This is a genomic window from Kitasatospora sp. NPDC002543, from assembly GCF_053594915.1.
Genome location: NZ_JBSFWR010000017.1, coordinates 12,241 through 30,430, shown reverse-complemented (window position 1 = coordinate 30,430; position 18,190 = coordinate 12,241). Strand labels below are relative to the sequence as shown.

Sequence of the window (18,190 nt, the reverse complement as noted above, 5' to 3'; positions counted from 1 at the left end):
CCATGGCCGCCGTCACCGCACGGGTCGGTCCGGGCGCCGCGCCCCGGTCCCCGGGCGCCGACTTCCGGCTGTTGCTGCCCGCCGTCTCGGCCTGGGCTGTCACGGCGGCGCTCCTGCGGCTGGAGCCGGGGTACGAGACTCCCCTCCTCGCCGCGGCGGGCATCGCCGTGGTCGTGGCCGTCCTGCTGCTCGCCAGGCCGGGGGTTCCGCGCCGGCACGGTCCTGCGGCGACGCTGGCGGCCGTCCTGCTCACCGCCGCGGCCGCCGCGATCGCCACCCCACTGCACACCGCCGACCTCCACCGGGGGCCGCTGCCGGAGCTCGCCCGGGCGTCCGCGGCCGCCGGGCCGCGCGCGCCGGGCACGCCCTCCCCGGTGGTGGAAGTGGAGCTGACCGTCGCGGGGGACCCGAAGACCCACACCTCCCGGGGCGGCACCGTCGGCGGGCAGACCCTCCTCACCGTGGACGCGGTGGCCGACCGCGTCACCGTGCTCCCGGGCGGACGGAGCGTCCGCACCCGCACGCCGGTGACCGTCCTGGCCCGAGGGGCGGACGGCGAGCCCTGGCAACGGGTGCTCCCGTCCCAGCGGTTGGCCGTGGAGGCCGAGGTGCGGCCGGAGGGGGAGGGGCACGGCGAGGAGTCCGCCGCGTTGCTGGTCGTGCACGGGGAGCCCCGGCAGCTGACGCCGCCGAGCCTGCCGCAGCGCATCGCCGGCCGGCTGCGCGAAGGCCTGCGCACGGCCACCGACGGCCTGTCCCCGGACGTGCGCGGACTGCTCCCCGGGCTGGTCGTCGGTGACACCTCGCGGATGCCCGACGACCTCGACGACGCCTTCCGGGCCACCGACCTGGTCCACCTGGTGGCGGTCAGCGGGGCCAACCTGGCGATCGTCCTCGGTGCGCTGCTGGGCGCGCCCGGGCAGGCCGGCACCCCGGAACGGCGCGGGCTGGCCGCGGCGCTCGGGCTGTCGCTGCGGACCGGCGCGCTGCTCGGCACCGCGCTGACACTGGCCTTCGTCACCGTCTGCAGGCCCGAGCCCAGCGTGCTGCGGGCGGCCGGTACAGGGCTGATCGGCATACTGGCCCTGGCCACCGGCCGGCCCCGCCGGGCGGTGCCCGCGCTCGCCGGGGCCGTCCTGGTGCTGGTCCTGCTCGATCCGTTCCTGGCGCGCTCGTTCGGCTTCCTGCTGTCGGTGCTCGCCACCACCGGACTGCTCGTCCTCGGCCCGCACTGGGCGGAGGCCCTGCGGGCCCGCCGCTGGCCGCACCACCTGGCGGGCGCGCTCGCGGCAGCGGCGGCCGCCCAGGCGCTGTGCGCGCCTGTGACGGTGGTGCTGTCCGGGCACGTCAGCCTGGTCGGCATCCCCTGCAACCTGCTGGCCGAGCCGGCCGTGGCCCCGGCGACTTTGCTCGGCTTCGGGGTGCTCGTCCTGCACCCGTTCCTTCCGGCCCTGGCCGGCCTGCTCGCGGAACCGGCCGGGGTGCCGGTCGGCTGGCTCGCCCTGCTGGCGCGTCGCGGTGCCGAGGTGCCGGGAGGTCAACTAGGTTGGCCGGGCGGGTGGTTCGGGACGGCGACGGTCGCCCTGGGGGTCCTGGCGGCTTGCTGGGCGGCACCGCTGCTGTTGCCCCGACGGCCGGCGGCGGGTGGTTCGCAGCCAGGCGGTTCGGTACTGCGTGCTCCGGTGCCACGTACTCCGACGCCATGTGCTCCGGTGCCGCGCGCTTCGGTACCGGGGCGCGCCGGGCGGCGCTGGGTGCGGGCCCTGGTGACGGGGGCGCTGACGGCGGTCCTGCTGGCCGTGCTGCTGCGCCCGCCGCAGCTCGCCCGGGTCGCCACCGGCTGGCCACCACCGGGGTGGCGACTGGTGATGTGTGACGTCGGGCAGGGAGACATGCTGGCCCTGGCGACGGGGGAGCCGGACAGCGCGGTGGTGATCGACGCCGGGCCGGACCCGAACGCCGCGGACAGGTGCCTGCGCGACCTCGGCGTCACGAAGGTCCCCTTACTGCTGCTGACGCACTTCCACGCCGACCACGTCGAGGGCGTGCCGGGGGTGCTGAGGGGGCGCAGGGTCGGAGCGGTCCAGGGAACCACGCTGGACGACCCACCGGGCGAGGCGGCCCGGGTGGCGGGTTGGGCCGCAGGCGTCGGGCACCCGCTGACGAGAGTCGGCCAGGGCGAACGGCGGTCAGCCGGCCGGGAGTTGGCCTGGGAGGTGGTCTGGCCCGTCCCCGGCGCGGCCGCGGAGGCGCCGGGCCCGAACAACGCGAGCGTCGCACTGATGGTGACACTGACAGGAGGACTACGGATGGCACTGCTCGGAGATCTCGAACCGCAGGCCCAGTCGGCGCTGCTGGGCCGGGTGGGGAAGGCCGACGTCGTGAAGGTGGCGCACCACGGATCGGCCCATCAGGACTGGGATCTGGCGGCCGTGCTGCGGCCCCGACTGGCCCTGATCTCCTGCGGCGAGGGCAACTCGTACGGCCACCCGTCCCCGAGGACGGTCGACCACCTGCGCGCACTCGGCGCCACCGTCCTGCGCACCGACCGGGAGGGGGACATCGCGGTGACGGGTGACTCCCCGGCCACCCTCGGCGCGGCCGTCCACGCCCAGCCCACCCGTGCCGCCCACCACGCGCGGGCCCATCGGGGGACCAGCGGGGTCGGCCGGATCAGTGGGGGTGGCGGGGACGGGCCCGCCGTCCCCGCCACCCGCTCCACCCCTGCCACCCGCTCCACCCCCACCAGCCCTGGGCAGACCCCGGCCGTCCCGCGAGCCCCGCCCGCGTGACCCGTCCGACCCGCCGCACTCTCCTCCTCCCACCAACCACGTGGGGCAGGGAATGGGGTAGGGGGTTGTGGGAGGAGTGGAGAGGTGCGGGGTGCGGGTGCGGGGCCAGCAGAAACGTTCCGGCGCGCTCCGGGCAGGCCCGGAGCGCGCCGGAGAACCGGAGAACCCGAGAAGAAGCCACAAGCATGGGCATCCCGCCGCGGCCGGGCGGGTGAGCTCGCGCATCCGGCGAACGCGGCGAACTCGTGGTCGGCGATCGTTCGTCTCACCCCGCCCTACCGTCTACCCGGCGTGAGTCCGTTCTCGTAGGCGATGATCGCCAGGTGGACGCGGTCCCGGGCCTCGAGCTTGGCGAACAGGCGCGCGACATGGGTCTTCGCCGTCGCCGCGCTGATCACCAACCGCTCGGCTATCTCACCGTTCGACAGCCCCTGTCCGACCAGTGCCAGCACCTCGCGCTCCCGGTCGGTGATCTCCGCGAGGAGGCGCGAGCCCGCGTCGGGCTCGGTGTCCGGTACGGGGGGTGCCGGGGGTGCGGGGGCCGCGGGGGTGGCGGAGGTTCCGGCGAAGTCGGCGATCAGCCGTCGGGTGACGCTCGGCGCGATCAACGCGTCGCCGGCCGCCACCACGCGGATCGCGTCCAGGATCGCGTCCAGGGCCATGCTCTTGAGCAGGAATCCGCTGGCGCCGGCGCGCAGGGCACCGTAGACGTACTCGTCGTCGTCGAAGGTCGTGAGCACCAGTACCTTGGGCGGGTCCGGCTCGGCGGTCGCCCGCCGGGTCGCCTCGATCCCGTCCATGCCCGGCATCCGGATGTCCATCACCACGACGTCCGGCCGCAGTTCGCGCACCAGGCGCACCGCCTCGTGGCCGTCGCCGGCCTCGCCGACCACCTCCAGGTCGGCGGTGCCGCCGATCAGGATCCCGAGCCCGACCAGCATCAGCGGCTGGTCGTCGACCAGCAGTACCCGCACGCTCATGCCGGGAGCCTCGCCGTCACCCGGAATCCGCCCTCCGGCCGCCGGTCGGCGCTGAACTGGCCGGACAGCAGCGACACCCGCTCGCGCATGCCGAGCAGGCCGAAGCCGCTTCCGCCGGGCGCCGCCGAGTGCCTGGGGCGGCCGGGCCCGCCGGGACCGTCACCCCCGTCGTCCACCACCTCGATCGTCACTCCCTCCGGCTCGTAACCCACCGCGACCCGGCACGTCCGCGCACCGGAATGCCGCACCACGTTCGTCAGCGACTCCTGGATGATCCGGAACGCCGACAGTTCGATCTCCGGCGCCAGCGGACGGCGCTCGCCCCGCCAGTCCACGTGGACCCGCACCCCGGCGTCGGCCGTGCGTTCGGCGAGCCCCGGGACGTCGGCCAGGCTGCCGGCCGGCGCCAGCGGAGCGGCCTGCGGCATGGCGGCGTCCGGCTCGGCGCGGCGCAGTGCCCCGAGCATGCGCTGCAGTTCGAGCAGCGTCTGGCGGCTGGTGGTCTCGATGCCGGTCAGCGCCTGCCGCGTCTGCTCGGGCTTGGTGTCCACGACCCGCGCCGCCGCTCCCGACAACACGGTGATGATGCCGATGCTGTGCGCGACGCTGTCGTGCAGTTCGCGGGCGATCCGCAGCCGCTCGGTGACGACGGCGCGGGCCGCCCTCTGCTCGTGCAGGGCTTCGAGGTATTCGCGGCGTTTGCGGTACACGCCCCCGATCGCCCAGGCGACCGCGAGCCACGACGCGTACTGCCCGGCCCACAGGGCCGCGTCGCGGACGGAGCCCTCGGGGTTGACGTGGGTGAAGTTGACGAACGCGGTCGCGACGGCCGCGACGGAGCCGACGGCGGCAGCCTTCGGCCGCCGGACGGCGAGATACCCGCCCAAGGCGATGAGCAGGACGAACACGATCAAGGGTCGCGCGCCAAAGATGTCGCCGAGGGCTGCTTCGCCCAGAACCGTCGCGAAGACTGCCGTCGGCAGACGGTGCACCAGCAGAACCGGAAGGGCGAGCACGACGCACAGACCGGCGGTCTGGAAGGGCCCGAGGCCGGGAAACCAGAACGGGCTGTCGAAGTGCCTGGCCTCAGGGATCGGCATCGTGAAGCAGAGCATCAGCGCGTAGAAGCAGGCGGTGGCCGACACCACGGCCTGTGACCTCAGCCAGGTCACGCGCTTCGATGTCGGGAGACGCTGGAGGTGCTCTTCCATGCGGAGATCGTATTCAGCGGCGTCGGCTCCGCGCGTCGCCCCGGGGATGTACGCGGGGTACACCCCCGGGGCGACGGCCCGGGGAACGGTGACATCCGCCGGCCGACGCGGCGGATCACGCCCTGTTCGTAGGTTCGTGGACATGACGAATACGCCGATGATCGACGTCCGCGAGGCGACGAAGAAATACGATGACGGCCCGCCCGTGCTGACCGGTGTGAACTTGTCCGTGGCGTCCGGTGATTGCGTGGCGATCCTGGGCCATTCCGGCAGCGGGAAGTCCACGCTGCTGAACCTGATCGCCGGTTTGGACAAGCCCTCCAGCGGCAGTGTCACTGTCGACGGCACGCGCGTCGATCAGCTCGGTGAGGCCGGATCGGCGAAGTTCCGCCGGGCCTCGATCGGCATGGTCTTCCAGTTCTTCAATCTGCTCGACGATCTGACCGTGCTGGACAACGTCATGGTTCCGGCGCAGCTGGCCGGGATGGGCAGGGGTGAGGCGAAGCGCCGGGCCGTCGAGCTGCTCGGCTCGCTGGGGATCGAGCGGCATGCCGGGGCCTATCCGCAGCGGCTGTCCGGTGGCCAGCGGCAGCGGGTGGCGGTGGCCAGGGCCCTGATGAACAGGCCGGCGGTGCTGCTGGCCGACGAGCCGACCGGCGCGCTGGACTCGAGCTCGGTCGAGGACGTGCGCCGGCTGCTGCTGGACCTGAACGCCGAGGGCCAGACCATCCTGCTGGTGACCCACGACATCCAGCTGGCCGCCACCACCGCGCACCGCACCGTCGAGTTGGTGGACGGTGCGGTCGTGCGGGACGTCGTCAACGGCGGCAGCGGTGCCGGCCCGGCCGCCCACCCGCGGCCGACCCGTCCGGCGGGAGCGGTCGGATGACGCTGCGCAAGCCGCCGATGCCCTGGCGCCCCTTCGAGGCCGGATTCCACGTCATGGCCCGCGTGCTGCCGGCGGTGAGCCGGTGAGCGCGCTCGGCAAGGTCGTACGGTCCGGCGTGGGCCGGCGTCGGGTCCAGTCCCTCGTCATGGTCGTGACGACGTGCACCGCTGTGATGTCGTCAGTGCTCTCCCTCGGCCTGCTGACCGCCGTGCAGGCCCCGTTCGATCACGCTTTCGACACCCGGAACGGAGCGCACCTGGCGGTCCAGTTCGACGGTTCGAAGGTCACGGCCGCGCAGACCGCCGCCACCGCGCACGCCGCCGGTGTCACCGAGGCGGCCGGGCCGTACCCGATCGCCGCCGCGTTGGACACGGCCGTCGGCACCGACTGCCCTGTGACCGATTGGGCCGGTCACGACAACCATCCGGTCACCGTCACCACCCGGCCCGACCTGGCCAGCACCTCCGGGATGGACCAGCTGCTGCTGACCCACGGGCGCTGGCCGACCGGCCCGGGCGAGATCGCCCTGCCGGCGAACAACTACGCCGACGCCTGCTTCGGCTCTTCGGTGGTGTTCTCCTCCCTGCCGGCAAAGCCGTCGTTCAAGGTCGTCGGCTTAGCCAACTCGGTGACCAACAGTGCGACCGGCTTCGCCACCGCCGACGGTTTCGCGCGGCTGACCGCTGCCGGGGCCAGAACCGACGAGCAGATGCTCTACCGGTTCGCCGAGGCCGGGACCGACGCCGACATCGCCACCGGCAAGCAGACGGTGGCCGCCGCCGTGCCGGCCGGCGCGGTCGTGGACGGACAGTCGTATCTGACCGCGGAACAGCAGGTGACCGGCAACGCCAAGGCCTTCGTGCCGTTCCTGGTCGCCTTCGGAATCCTCGGGTTGGTCCTGTCCGTGCTGATCATCGCGATCGTGGTCAGCGGCGCGGTGGCCTCGGGAGTCCGGCGCATCGGGATTCTGAAGTCGTTGGGCTTCACCCCTTCGCAGGTGACCCGCGCCTACACCGCGCAGGCCGTGATCCCGGCGGCGCTCGGCGTGGTGCTCGGCACGGTCTTCGGCAATCTCCTGGCCATGCCGATCCTGGGCGAGGCCGGCAAGCAGCTCGGCGCGGGCAGTGCCGCGATTCCGTCGTGGGTCAGCGTCGTGGTGTCGCTGGGCACCCTGCTGATCGTCGGCGTCACGGCTTCGGTCCCGGCGTTGCGGGCCGGCCGGATGCCGGCGGTTCAGGCCCTGGTGGTCGGGCGCGCCCCGAAGGCCGGGCGCGGTCGGACCGTGCAGCGTCTGGCCTCGCGGCTACCGCTGCCCCGGGCCGTGTCGCTGGGGCTGGCCCAGCCCTTCGCCAGGCCGGCCCGGGCCGTACTGGTCGGTGCGGCGGTGCTGCTCGGCACGGTCGGCGTCACCTTCGCGGTGGGGATGGGGACCGCGTTCAGCAAGTACCAGGTCACTTTTATGAGTTCGGGCTTCAACGTCGCGTCGAGGATCGTGATACCCACAGCCGACGTGGGCGAGCCTTGGGGTCTCTACGGCCCCAACGATCCGCGCCACGCGGATCTGGATGTCGCGAAGGTGGCCGACGCGCTCGCCAAGGTCCCGGGCACGAAGGCCGCGTTCGGCTGGGGCGACAGCGGCGCGACCATGCTCGGCGCGCCGATCGGCGGCGAACCGCCGGCCGTGTACACGGTCAGCGGCGACTTCTCCTGGACGAACATGGAGCTGCTGTCCGGCCGCTGGTACTCGGCGCCCGGCGAGGCCGTGGTCGGCGACAAGCTGGCCTCGGCGGTGGGGATCCACGTCGGTGACGACATCACCGTGGTGCAGCAGAACAAGCGACTGTCACTGAAGGTCGTCGGCATCAACTTCGACACCCGTGGGACCGACTACACGGCCATGACGGATGCGGCCACCTTCACCGCCGCCGGACTGACCCCGCACATCGACCAGTTCAACGTCGAGCTGGCCTCGAACGTCAGCGGAAAGGACTGGTCCACCTCGGCCGCCGCCGCGCTGACCCCGCTGAACGCCTCGGTCCAGACGAATTCGTCCGACAAGAACCTCGTAGTGATCATCATGGGCGCCCTGGTGGCGGTCTTCACGCTGATGTTGACCGCGGTCGCCGCGGTCGGGGTGCTGAGCATGGTCGTGCAGGACACCCGGGAGCGGATCCATGACATGGGAATCTTCAAGGCCCTCGGGATGACGCCCGGACAGACCATCACGATGGTCCTGACCTCGGTGACACTCACCGGCCTGATCGCCGGACTCATCGGGGTGCCGCTCGGGGTCGTGGTGGAGAAGGCGACACAGTCCCCGATGGGGAACGCGATCGGCCGGCACCTGCCACCGAGCGTGACCCACGTCTACACCCCCGGGCTGCTCCTTCCGCTGCTGGCCGCCGGGGTCGTGATCGCCCTGCTCGGGGCAGCGCTGCCGGCCGGCTGGGCGGCGCGGTCCCGGACCGCCACCGCGCTGCGGACCGAGTAGGGCCGAGCAGGACCGAGCAGGACCGAGTAGGACCGGGCTGAGCCGCCGGCCGCCGCACTCACGGGCGGCCGGGCGACGGCAGGGGCCGGCTCGCCGTGGTGGTCGAGCCGGCCCCTGAGGGGGCGGGGGAGGCGCGGGGTGGCGGGCGCGCGGCGCCTCAGGCCTCCTCGCGCCAGCCCTCGTAGCCGGAGACGAGGGTGTCGAGGGCGTGCAGCAGTGCCGGGGTCCAGCCGTTCTCCGGGGCCTCGGCGACGACCAGCCACTGGGCGTCCTCGGCGTCGTCCTCGCCCGCGAGCGCGTCGCGGACGACTTCGAGTTCGCCGAGGTCGGGCTGGGTGGCGCCGAGCTCCTCGGCGGCCTCTTCGGCGGTGTCACGGTCGGGCAGGACGAGCAGTTGCCGGGCGTACGGGTCGTCGACGTCCGGGAGGTCGGTGGTGGGGTTCTCGCTCACCCGGCCATTGTCCAGGTCGGGCCGCCCGCTCCGTCGGGCGGGAGTGCCCGCGGTCTGTCGGGCGGGAGTGCCCGCGGTCTGTCGGGAGTGTCGGCGGCTCGTGGGATGCTGGTAGGCGATGGCCAGGAAGAGTGCACCCGACGACCTGCTCGCCCCGCTGACCCTCGCGGTCGGCCAGGAGGAGCTGCTGCTGGACCGCGCGGTCGCCCAGGTGGTGGCGGCGGCGAAGGCGGCGGACCCGGACACCGACGTGCGGGACCTCCCGCCCGGCGGCTTGCAGCCCGGCGGCCTGGCCGAGCTGACCACGCCGTCGCTGTTCGCCGAGCGCAAGGTGATCGTGGTCCGGGCCGCGCAGGACCTCTCCGCCGAGTCGGTGAAGGAGGTCAAGGCGTACATCGAGGCGCCGGCCGACGAGGTGATCGTCGTGCTGGTGCACGCCGGCGGCGCCAAGGGCAAGGGCCTGCTGGACGCCGGGCGCAAGGCCGGCGGGCGCGAGGTGGCCTGCGCCAAGCTGGCCAAGGCGAACGAGCGGCTGGCCTTCGTCAAGGGCGAGTTCCGCACCCTGGGCCGCTCGGCGACCCCGGAGGCCTGCCAGGCCCTGCTGGACGCGCTCGGCAGCGACCTGCGCGAGCTGGCCGCCGCGTGCAGCCAGCTGACCTCGGACGTCGAGGGCACGATCGACGAGTCGGTGGTGGCCCGCTACTACAGCGGCCGGGCCGAGGCGACCGGCTTCGAGGTGGCCGACCTGGCCGTCACCGGCCGGGCCGCGGAGGCGCTGGAACGGCTGCGCTGGGCGCTGGCCGTCGGCCAGCCGCCGACCGGCATCACCTACGCGCTGGCCTCCGGCGTGCGCAGCATCGGCCGGTTGGCGAGCGTCGGGCGGAACATGCGCCCGGCCGACCTGGCCCGCGAACTCGGCATGCCGCCGTGGAAGGTCGACCGGGTCCGTCAGCAGATGCGCGGCTGGACGGGCGACGGGGTGGCCACCGCGCTGACCGCGATCGCCCAGGCCGACGCCGCCGTCAAGGGCGGCTCGGACGACCCGGCGTTCGCCCTGGAGCGCGCGGTGGTCGCCGTCGCCCGGGCCGCCCGGGCCGGTTCCCGGCCCGCGTACTGAGCCGGCGCGAGCCCGCCCCGGGGCCCTACTTCCTCATCGCCCGGAGGGCGTCCTGGGCGTCGGACTGGAGGGCGCCGCGCAGCTCGTCCTTGGACGGCGGCTTGCCCTTCCCCTGGGTGTAGCTGGCCGTGTAGTTGATGTAGTACGTCATCCCGCCGTCGCGGACGTCCAGTTCGGCGTAGACGCTGTGGTACTGGTCCGAGCCGTCGTCCTTGTACAGGTAGTACGCCTCCTCGCCGAGCCCCGCGACGTCGGTGACCTGGTAGCCGCGCCCCCGGTAGAGCTCCTTGTTGGCCTCCTGCTCGGGCGCCGGGTTGATCGCCTTGTGGAGGTCGGTGCGGAAGAACAGGGAGGCGTACTCGCTGTCGTTGTTGCCGCCGGTGCGCTTGAGCGACATCGAGCAGCTCATGCTGTCCAGGGCCGGGTGCCGGTCGGAGTGGTGGGTCGGCGCGGAGGTGTCCGAGACGGAGTACGTCTGGAGGATCTTCGCGGGCTTCCCGGTGGTGCAGAAGTCGTCGGAGAGGTGGTAGCCGTTCAGGCCGCGCGGTGAGGACTCGCTGCTGACCAGTCCGGGGACGGCCAGGACGGCGGCGGTCCAGCCGGCCGAGACGATCACCGCGCCGACGAAGGCCCAGACGGCGTTGCGCCGCAGGTTCCCGGCGTTCCTGGGGGCCGGCCCGGTGGCCACCGGGCCGGGAGTCGTACCGGGAGCCGTGCCGGGCGCGGTGGGCAGCCCCGGCGGCGGGCCGAAACCGGCCGCGCCCATGGGGCCCGTGGGGCCCGGCGCGCCCATGGGGCCCGCGGCGCCCGGCAGGTGGTGCGCGCCTGGGCCCGGCGGCTGCTGCGGGAAGCCGTACCCCGGCCCGTTCGGTACCGGCGGTGGTGGTGGCGGTGGCGTCGTCATGGAGGTCCCCCCTGGGCCTGGCGCCGGGATGCTCCCCGCATCCCGCTCGGACCCGACCGACCATAGCGGCCGGACCGCGGAACGCGACAGGCGCCGCAGCGGGCCTCGGGAAGAGGCCGGCTGCGGCGCCTGCCGCACTGCTTCGTTGCACCGCACCCGCGTGGCGAACGCAGGCCGCGTGCGGTGCGAGTCTCGCGCGCCTCGGGGGTCCGGGTAGAGGGCCGGGTCGTCCCGAAGCGGTGGGGGCACAGCCCCCGGGGGCGTCAGGCCTGGGCGGCCGCGTTGACGCGCTTGGTGATGGCCGACTTCTTGTTGGCGGCCTGGTTGGCGTGGATGACGCCCTTGCTCACGGCCTTGTCCAGCGCCTTGGAGGCGGCGCGGGCCAGCTCGGTGGCCTTCTCGGTCTCGCCGGCGGCAGCGGCCTCACGGGCCTTGCGCAGGGCGGTCTTCAGCGAGGACTTGACGGCCTTGTTGCGCAGGCGCGCCTTCTCGTTGGTCTTGTTGCGCTTGATCTGGGACTTGATGTTCGCCACGAAGGAGCCTCAGTCTGTCTGAAAGTTGCTGAACGGGGTTGCACCCGGTGGCCGTCGGTCCGGCTGAGAGGGCAGGCCGAGGCCAGGTGCAGCAGCCCACGCTACCAGGGGCCCGCTGCCCGTCCCAAACCGGAGGGGGCCCCGTCCGGCGGACGACGGGCGGGAGTGGAACGGCAGCCGGAGCGCGTCCAGGCGCTCAGCACCGGCTCCCCGTAGTGCTCGACCTCCGGGAACGGCCGGTAGAAGTGGTGCAGCAGTTCCCGCCAGCGCCGGTACTCGGCCGAGCCGCGGAACCCCTCGGTGTGGTCGGCGAGCGTCTCCCACTCCACCTGGAGCAGGAAGCGCGAGCCGCGCCCCTCGTCCAGGCACCGCCGCAGTGCCAGCGAGCGGAATCCGGGCCGGCCGGCGATCAGCGGGCGGGCCTCGGCGAAGGCCGCGAGGAACTCCTCCTCGCGGCCGGGCAGGACGTCGAGCAGTGCGCTTTCCAGGATCATGGGAGGCCATCCTGGAGCCGCGCCCCGGCGGGCGGAAGCCCCCGGAGAGTCCCGGACGGCGCCCCCGGCCGCGGTCGTGGGAGGATGGGAGGAACTATTTCGATCGGACGAGACTGTCCGGTCCCCGGGAAAACCGGTCAGCGATGACCAGGACACCCCCGGCCCCGGACCAACGGAGAATCGGACCAAGGTGCCCGCGACCCCCAGCAATGTGCCAGAGCCCAGCCGTACCGACCCGGCGCTGATCCGCAACTTCTGCATCATCGCCCACATCGACCACGGCAAGTCGACGCTCGCAGACCGGATGCTGCAGATCACCGGCGTCGTCGACCCCCGGCAGATGCGTGCCCAGTACCTCGACCGCATGGACATCGAGCGTGAGCGCGGCATCACCATCAAGTCGCAGGCGGTCCGCCTCCCGTGGGCGCCGAAGACCGGGCCGAACGCCGGGACGACGCACATCCTCAACATGATCGACACCCCCGGTCACGTGGACTTCACGTACGAGGTGTCCCGTTCCCTCGCCGCGTGCGAGGGCACCATCCTGGTGGTCGACGCGGCCCAGGGCATCGAGGCGCAGACCCTCGCCAACCTGTACCTGGCGCTGGAGAACGACCTCACGATCATCCCGGTCCTCAACAAGATCGACCTGCCGGCCGCCCAGCCGGAGAAGTACGCGGCCGAGATCGCCCACATCATCGGCTGCGACCCCTCCGACGTGCTCCAGGTCAGCGCCAAGACCGGTCTGGGCGTCGAGGACCTCCTCGACCACATCGTCAACACCATCCCGGCCCCGGTCGGCGTCAAGGACGCCCCGGCCCGCGCGATGATCTTCGACTCGGTGTACGACGCCTACCGCGGCGTGGTCACCTACGTCCGTGTCGTGGACGGCCAGCTGACCAAGCGCGAGCGCATCGCGATGATGTCGACCGGCGCCACCCACGAGCTGCTGGAGATCGGCGTCATCTCGCCCGAGCCGAAGGTCGCCGACGGCCTCGGCGTCGGCGAGGTGGGCTACATCATCACCGGTGTGAAGGACGTCCGGCAGTCCAAGGTCGGTGACACGATCACCTCGATGCACAAGGGCGCCACCGAGCCGCTCGGCGGCTACAAGGACCCGCGCCCGATGGTGTTCTCCGGCCTCTACCCGCTGGACGGCTCGGACTACCCGCTGCTGCGCGACGCCCTGGACAAGCTGCGGCTCAACGACGCCGCCCTGGTGTACGAGCCGGAGACCTCGGTCGCGCTCGGCTTCGGCTACCGCTGCGGCTTCCTCGGCCTGCTGCACCTGGAGATCATCCGGGAGCGCCTGGAGCGCGAGTTCAACCTCGACCTGATCTCCACCGCCCCCAACGTGATCTACCGGGTGATCATGGAGGACGGCAGCGAGCACACCGTCACCAACCCGAGCGAGTTCCCGGCCGGCAAGATCGCCGAGGTGTACGAGCCGGTCGTGCGCGGCACCATCCTCGCGCCCAACGAGTTCGTCGGCGCGATCATGGAGCTCTGCCAGTCCCGCCGCGGCAACCTCCAGGGCATGGACTACCTGTCCGAGGACCGCGTCGAGCTGCGCTACACCCTGCCGCTCGCCGAGATCGTCTTCGACTTCTTCGACCAGCTGAAGTCCAAGACCCGCGGCTACGCCTCGCTGGACTACGAGCCCATCGGCGAGCAGACCGCCCAGCTGGTGAAGGTCGACATCCTGCTGCACGGCGACGCGGTGGACGCCTTCTCCGCGATCGTCCACAAGGACAAGGCCTACAGCTACGGCGTGATGATGGCGGGCAAGCTCCAGAAGCTCATTCCCCGCCAGCAGTTCGAGGTGCCGATCCAGGCGGCCATCGGCTCCCGGGTGATCGCCCGCGAGACGGTCCGCGCGATCCGCAAGGACGTCCTCGCCAAGTGCTACGGCGGTGACATCTCCCGCAAGCGGAAGCTGCTGGAGAAGCAGAAGGAAGGCAAGAAGCGGATGAAGATGGTCGGCCGCGTGGAGGTCCCGCAGGAGGCCTTCATCGCCGCGCTGTCCACCGACGCCGAAGCGCCGAAGGACAAGAAGTAGCGGCAGGGCGGCGGTGACGCCCGCCGGAAGGGCCCGGGCACCCGCCCGGGCCCTTCCGGCGTTCCCGGGGCCGTTTCCGCGACTCCGGCGACCTCGGCGTTCCCTGGGCCGTCCGGGGTCGGTCGGCGGCCTCGATCCGGCACCCAGGACGACGATCCGTCGGCCGGTGGTGGTGCCGCTCATCTCGTCGGCCTCCTCGCGAGGGCGCTCCGGCGGAGTGGAGCGCTGTTCGGGAGGGGACGGCGCGGAGAGCCGGGGGCGCGAACGACCGGGGGCGCGAACGACCGGAGGCGCGGAGGGCCGGGGCGGGAAGTCCCCGCCCCGGCCCTCCGCCGGCCGTTCGGGCGTCAGTCCACCTCGACCGCGGCCTCGGCGAACTGGGCCTGGTAGAGCCGGGCGTAGGCGCCGTCGGCGGCGATCAGCCCGTCGTGGGTGCCCTGCTCGACGATCGAGCCGTTCTCCATCACCAGGATCACGTCGGCGTCCCGGATGGTGGAGAGCCGGTGGGCGATCACGAAGCTGGTGCGGCCGGTGCGCAGCCGGGCCATGGCCCGCTGGATCAGCACCTCGGTGCGGGTGTCGACGGAGCTGGTCGCCTCGTCCAGGACCAGGATGGACGGCTGGGCGAGGAAGGCCCGGGCGATGGTGATCAGCTGCTTCTCGCCGGTGCTGACGCCGGTGCCCTCGTCGTCGATGACGGTGTCGTAGCCGTCCGGCAGGGTGCGGACGAAGCGGTCGACGTGGGCGGCCTTGGCGGCCTCGACGACCTGTTCGCGGGTGGCCGATTCGGCGCCGTAGGCGATGTTGTCGGCGATGCTGCCGCCGAACAGCCAGGTGTCCTGGAGCACCATGCCGATGCCGGAGCGCAGTTCCTCGCGGGACATGGCGGCGATGTCCACGCCGTCCAGGGTGATCCGCCCGGCGCTGACCTCGTAGAACCGCATCAGCAGGTTGACGAGGGTGGTCTTGCCGGCGCCGGTGGGGCCGACGATGGCGACGGTCTGGCCGGGTTCGACCTTGAGCGAGAGGTCCTCGATGAGCGGCTTCTCGGGGTCGTAGCGGAAGGACACGTCCTGGAAGGCGACCCGGCCGTGGACCACGTCGGGCCGTTCGGGCATGGCCGGTTCGGCGCTCTGTTCGGGGGCATCGAGCAGCTCGAAGACGCGTTCGGCGGAGGCGACGCCGGACTGCACCAGGTTGGCCATGCTGGCGACCTGGGTGAGCGGCTGGCTGAACTGCCGGGAGTACTGGATGAACGCCTGGACGTCACCGATGGACAGCGCGCCGCTGGCCACCCGCAGGCCGCCGACGACGGCGACCAGCACGTACTGGAGGTTGCCGATCAGCATCATCGCGGGCTGGATGATGCCGGAGATGAACTGGGCCTTGTAACTCGCCTGGTAGAGCGCCTCGTTGTGCTCGCGGAAGGTTTCCGCGGACTCCTGCTGGCGCCCGAACACCCTGACCAGGGTGTGGCCGGTGTACATCTCCTCGATGTGGGCGTTCAGTTCGCCGGTGGACTTCCACTGCTGGACGAACTGCGGCTGGGCCCGCTTGCCGACCTTGGTGGCGACGACGACCGAGACGGGCACCGAGACCAGGGCGATCACGGCGAGCAGCGGGGAGATCCAGAACATCATCGCGAGCACACCGACCACGGTGAGCAGCGAGTTGACGACCTGTCCCAGGGTCTGCTGCATGGACTGGCCGATGTTGTCGATGTCGTTGGTGACCCGGCTGAGCACCTCGCCGCGCGGCTGCTTGTCGAAGTAGCTGAGCGGCAGTCGGGAGAGCTTGGCCTCGACGTCCTGGCGCAGCCGGTAGCTGGCGGCCTGGATGGCCCGGGTGGCCAGCCGGCCCTGGAAGATGCCGAAGACGGCGGAGGCGACGTAGATGCCGAGCACCCAGAGCAGGACGGTGCCGATGGCGCCGAAGTCCATGCCCTGGCCGGGGGTGAAGTCGACGGAGGAGAGCAGGTCGGCGACGCCGCCCTCGCCGTGGGCGCGCAGCCCGTCGACGACCTGGGCCTTGGTGGTGCCGGCCTGGAAGCGGGCGCCGATGACGCCGGCGAAGATCAGGTCGGTGGCGTCGCCGAGGATCTTGGGGCCGATGACGGCGCAGCCGATGCCGAGCACGCCGAGGAGCAGGACGCCGATCAGGGTGTTGCGTTCGGGGCGCAGCAGGCCGAGGACGCGCTTGCCGGAGCCCTTGAAGTCCATGGACTTCTCGGTGCCCTGGCCGCCCATGAAGCGGCCGGGGCCGGCCGGGCCGCGGCGGGCGGCGGCGGCCTGGGAGTCGCTGGGCAGTCCGGTGTCCTTCTGCGGGGCGCCGGCCTCGGGGGTGTCCTTCTTCAGGAGGTCGGCCGTCGGGGCGTCCGCGGGGGCGGGGTCTCTCGGGGCCCGGCCCTTGTCGAGGTCCGGCTGCTTTCCGGGGCTGGTCACGCCGCCTCCTGCTCGGTGAGCTGGGAGAGCACGATCTCCCGGTACGTCGGGTTGTCGGCCATCAGTTCGTGGTGGGTTCCGCTGCCGACGACGGCGCCCTCGTCGAGGACGATGATCCGGTCGGCGTCGCGGATGGTGGACACGCGCTGGGCGACGATCAGGACGGTGGCGTCGGAGGTCTCGCCGGAGAGCGCCTTGCGGAGCTTGGCGTCGGTGGCGTAGTCGAGCGCGGAGAAGGAGTCGTCGAAGAGGTAGACGGAGGGTTTGCGGACCAGGGTGCGGGCGATGGCGAGGCGTTGGCGCTGGCCGCCGGAGACGTTGCCGCCGCCCTGGGCGATGGGGGAGTCCAGGCCTTCGGGCAGCTTCTCGACGAACTCCTTGGCCTGGGCGATCTCCAGGGCGTGCCAGAGCTCCTCGTCGGTGGCGTCGGGCCGGCCGTAGCGGAGGTTGCTGGCGACGGTGCCGGAGAAGAGGTAGGGCTTCTGCGGGACGATGCCGACGCTCTCGGCGATCGCGGCGGGGGCGAGTTCGCGGACGTCCACGCCGTCGATCAGGACCTGGCCGGAGGTGGCGTCGAAGAGCCGGGGGACGAGGCCGAGCAGGGTGGACTTGCCGCTGCCGGTGGAGCCGATGATGGCGGTGGTCTCGCCGGGGCGGGCGGTGAGGTCGATGCCGCGCAGCACCGAGGCCTCGGCGCCGGGGTAGCGGAAGTCGACGTCGCGCAGTTCCAGGTTGCCGCGGCGGTTCGTCCCGGTGACGGGGGCGGCGGGCGGGACGACGCTGCTGTCGGTGCCGAGGACCTCCTCGATGCGCTCGGCGCAGACCTCGGCGCGCGGCACCATCATGAACATGAAGGTGGCCATCATGACGCTCATCAGGATCTGCATGAGGTAGGAGAGGAACGCGGTGAGCGCGCCGATCTGCATGGCGCCGCTGTCGATGCGGTGGGCGCCGAACCAGAGCACGGCGACGCTGGAGACGTTCACGACCAGCATCACGGCGGGGAACATGACGGACATCAGCCGGCCGACCTGCCGGGCGACCTGGGTGAGGTCCTCGTTGGCGCCGGCGAAGCGGGCCTGCTCCTGGTCGTCCTTGACGAAGGCGCGGATGACCCGGATGCCGGTGATCTGCTCGCGCAGGACCCGGTTCACGGTGTCGATCCGCTCCTGCATGCTGCGGAACTTGGGGCGCAGCGCGCGGACCAGCAGCACCACGACGACGCCGAGCGCGGGGATGACGGCGAGCAGCAGGCCGGACAGCGGGACGTCCTGGTTGAGCGCCATGATGATGCCGCCGACGCACATGATCGGTGCGGCGACCATGAGCGTGAAGCTCATCAGGGCGAGCATCTGGACCTGTTGGACGTCGTTGGTGGTGCGGGTGATCAGGGAGGGGGCGCCGAACTGGCCGACCTCGCGGGAGGAGAAGCTCTGCACCCGGTCGAAGACGGCGGCGCGGACGTCCCGGCCGAAGGCCATGGCGGTGCGCGCGCCGATGAAGACGGCGCCGATGGAGCAGAGGGCCTGGAGGAGGGTGACCGCGATCATCACCCCGCCGACGCGCAGGATGTAGCCGGTGTCGCCCTTGACCACGCCGTCGTCGATGATGTCGGCGTTGAGCGTCGGCAGGTAGAGCGCCGCGAGGGTGGACACCAGCTGGAGCAGCACCAGCAGGCAGATGGGTCGGGAGTACGGGCGCAGGTGCGCCCTCAGCAGTCTGATCAGCACTAGCACACTCTTGTCGTCGCCGGTCGGGTTCGCACCCCAATTCTCGGTGTTCTGTAGCGTCGTACAGGCCATTCGGCGTGTGGGAACCGGAGGTTTGC

At 72.3% G+C, this 18,190-nt stretch carries 13 protein-coding genes; 5 read left to right on the top strand and 8 right to left on the bottom strand.

The genetic code is table 11. The annotated features are described in order from the left end of the window. Window positions 1-2: 2 nt before the first annotated feature. The gene (locus ACWD4P_RS10425) at window positions 3-2,792 is read left to right on the top strand and encodes a ComEC/Rec2 family competence protein (RefSeq protein ID WP_449779325.1); all 2,790 of its coding nucleotides are present in this window, start codon (window positions 3-5) and stop codon (window positions 2,790-2,792) included. 275 nt (window positions 2,793-3,067) lie between these two features. Here the strand turns inward: ACWD4P_RS10425 and ACWD4P_RS10420 are convergent, their stop codons facing one another. Both ACWD4P_RS10420 and ACWD4P_RS10415 read right to left on the bottom strand, forming a co-directional pair. Beyond that, on the bottom strand, window positions 3,068-3,772 hold the full coding sequence (locus tag ACWD4P_RS10420; protein ID WP_359820571.1) for a response regulator transcription factor: 705 nt from the start codon (window positions 3,770-3,772) through the stop codon (window positions 3,068-3,070). Then, window positions 3,769-5,127: a sensor histidine kinase gene (locus ACWD4P_RS10415; protein ID WP_449779324.1), complete on the bottom strand. Its 1,359-nt coding sequence runs from the start codon at window positions 5,125-5,127 to the stop codon at window positions 3,769-3,771. The genes ACWD4P_RS10420 and ACWD4P_RS10415 overlap by 4 nt, the downstream gene beginning before the upstream one ends. Here ACWD4P_RS10415 and ACWD4P_RS10410 point away from each other — a divergent pair. Next, on the top strand, window positions 5,126-5,872 hold the full coding sequence (locus tag ACWD4P_RS10410) for an ABC transporter ATP-binding protein (RefSeq protein ID WP_359820566.1): 747 nt from the start codon (window positions 5,126-5,128) through the stop codon (window positions 5,870-5,872). The genes ACWD4P_RS10415 and ACWD4P_RS10410 overlap by 2 nt on opposite strands. A 145-nt stretch (window positions 5,873-6,017) precedes the next feature. Next, on the top strand, window positions 6,018-8,363 hold the full coding sequence (locus tag ACWD4P_RS10405; RefSeq protein WP_449779323.1) for an ABC transporter permease: 2,346 nt from the start codon (window positions 6,018-6,020) through the stop codon (window positions 8,361-8,363). Window positions 8,364-8,520: 157 nt separating this feature from the next. Here the strand turns inward: ACWD4P_RS10405 and ACWD4P_RS10400 are convergent, their stop codons facing one another. Continuing rightward, a complete protein-coding gene (locus tag ACWD4P_RS10400) occupies window positions 8,521-8,814 on the bottom strand; it encodes a hypothetical protein (RefSeq protein WP_359820561.1) in 294 nt (97 codons plus the stop codon). 118 nt (window positions 8,815-8,932) lie between these two features. On the opposite strand from ACWD4P_RS10400, the gene holA reads away from it, so the two are divergent. After that, window positions 8,933-9,931, top strand: a complete 999-nt coding sequence (gene holA, locus ACWD4P_RS10395; protein WP_359820559.1) for a DNA polymerase III subunit delta — start codon at window positions 8,933-8,935, stop codon at window positions 9,929-9,931. A 25-nt stretch (window positions 9,932-9,956) separates the two neighbouring features. Here holA and ACWD4P_RS10390 read toward each other — a convergent pair whose 3' ends face one another. The 3 genes from ACWD4P_RS10390 to ACWD4P_RS10380 all read right to left on the bottom strand — a co-directional run bounded on the left by ACWD4P_RS10390 (window position 9,957) and on the right by ACWD4P_RS10380 (window position 11,862). Then, window positions 9,957-10,619, bottom strand: coding sequence for a hypothetical protein (locus ACWD4P_RS10390; protein WP_449779322.1), 663 nt, complete (start codon window positions 10,617-10,619; stop codon window positions 9,957-9,959). A gap of 479 nt (window positions 10,620-11,098) precedes the next feature. Further along, window positions 11,099-11,368, bottom strand: coding sequence for a 30S ribosomal protein S20 (gene rpsT / locus ACWD4P_RS10385; RefSeq protein ID WP_350566336.1), 270 nt, complete (start codon window positions 11,366-11,368; stop codon window positions 11,099-11,101). A 101-nt stretch (window positions 11,369-11,469) separates the two neighbouring features. Next, on the bottom strand, window positions 11,470-11,862 hold the full coding sequence (locus ACWD4P_RS10380; protein ID WP_449779321.1) for an antibiotic biosynthesis monooxygenase family protein: 393 nt from the start codon (window positions 11,860-11,862) through the stop codon (window positions 11,470-11,472). A gap of 190 nt (window positions 11,863-12,052) precedes the next feature. On the opposite strand from ACWD4P_RS10380, the gene lepA reads away from it, so the two are divergent. Beyond that, a complete protein-coding gene (gene lepA, locus ACWD4P_RS10375) occupies window positions 12,053-13,921 on the top strand; it encodes a translation elongation factor 4 (RefSeq protein ID WP_359820551.1) in 1,869 nt (622 codons plus the stop codon). 347 nt (window positions 13,922-14,268) lie between these two features. On the opposite strand, the gene ACWD4P_RS10370 is transcribed toward lepA, so the two are convergent. Both ACWD4P_RS10370 and ACWD4P_RS10365 read right to left on the bottom strand, forming a co-directional pair. Next, window positions 14,269-16,167 carry an ABC transporter ATP-binding protein gene (locus ACWD4P_RS10370; protein WP_359820589.1) on the bottom strand — a complete coding sequence of 633 codons (1,899 nt, stop codon included), beginning with the start codon at window positions 16,165-16,167 and terminating at the stop codon, window positions 14,269-14,271. Between the two features lie 191 nt (window positions 16,168-16,358). Further along, window positions 16,359-18,092, bottom strand: a complete 1,734-nt coding sequence (locus ACWD4P_RS10365; RefSeq protein WP_449779320.1) for an ABC transporter ATP-binding protein — start codon at window positions 18,090-18,092, stop codon at window positions 16,359-16,361. Between the last annotated feature and the right edge of the window lie 98 nt (window positions 18,093-18,190).

Coding starts and splice junctions, on each gene's coding strand:
- ACWD4P_RS10370 (WP_359820589.1), bottom strand. CDS start 16,167: ATGGGCGGCCAGGGCACCGAGAAGTCCATGGACTTCAAGGGCTCCGGC.
- ACWD4P_RS10425 (WP_449779325.1), top strand. CDS start 3: ATGGCCGCCGTCACCGCACGGGTCGGTCCGGGCGCCGCGCCCCGGTCC.
- ACWD4P_RS10380 (WP_449779321.1), bottom strand. CDS start 11,862: ATGATCCTGGAAAGCGCACTGCTCGACGTCCTGCCCGGCCGCGAGGAG.
- ACWD4P_RS10410 (WP_359820566.1), top strand. CDS start 5,126: ATGACGAATACGCCGATGATCGACGTCCGCGAGGCGACGAAGAAATAC.
- ACWD4P_RS10405 (WP_449779323.1), top strand. CDS start 6,018: ATGGTCGTGACGACGTGCACCGCTGTGATGTCGTCAGTGCTCTCCCTC.
- ACWD4P_RS10415 (WP_449779324.1), bottom strand. CDS start 5,127: ATGTCCACGAACCTACGAACAGGGCGTGATCCGCCGCGTCGGCCGGCG.
- holA (WP_359820559.1), top strand. CDS start 8,933: ATGGCCAGGAAGAGTGCACCCGACGACCTGCTCGCCCCGCTGACCCTC.
- ACWD4P_RS10420 (WP_359820571.1), bottom strand. CDS start 3,772: ATGAGCGTGCGGGTACTGCTGGTCGACGACCAGCCGCTGATGCTGGTC.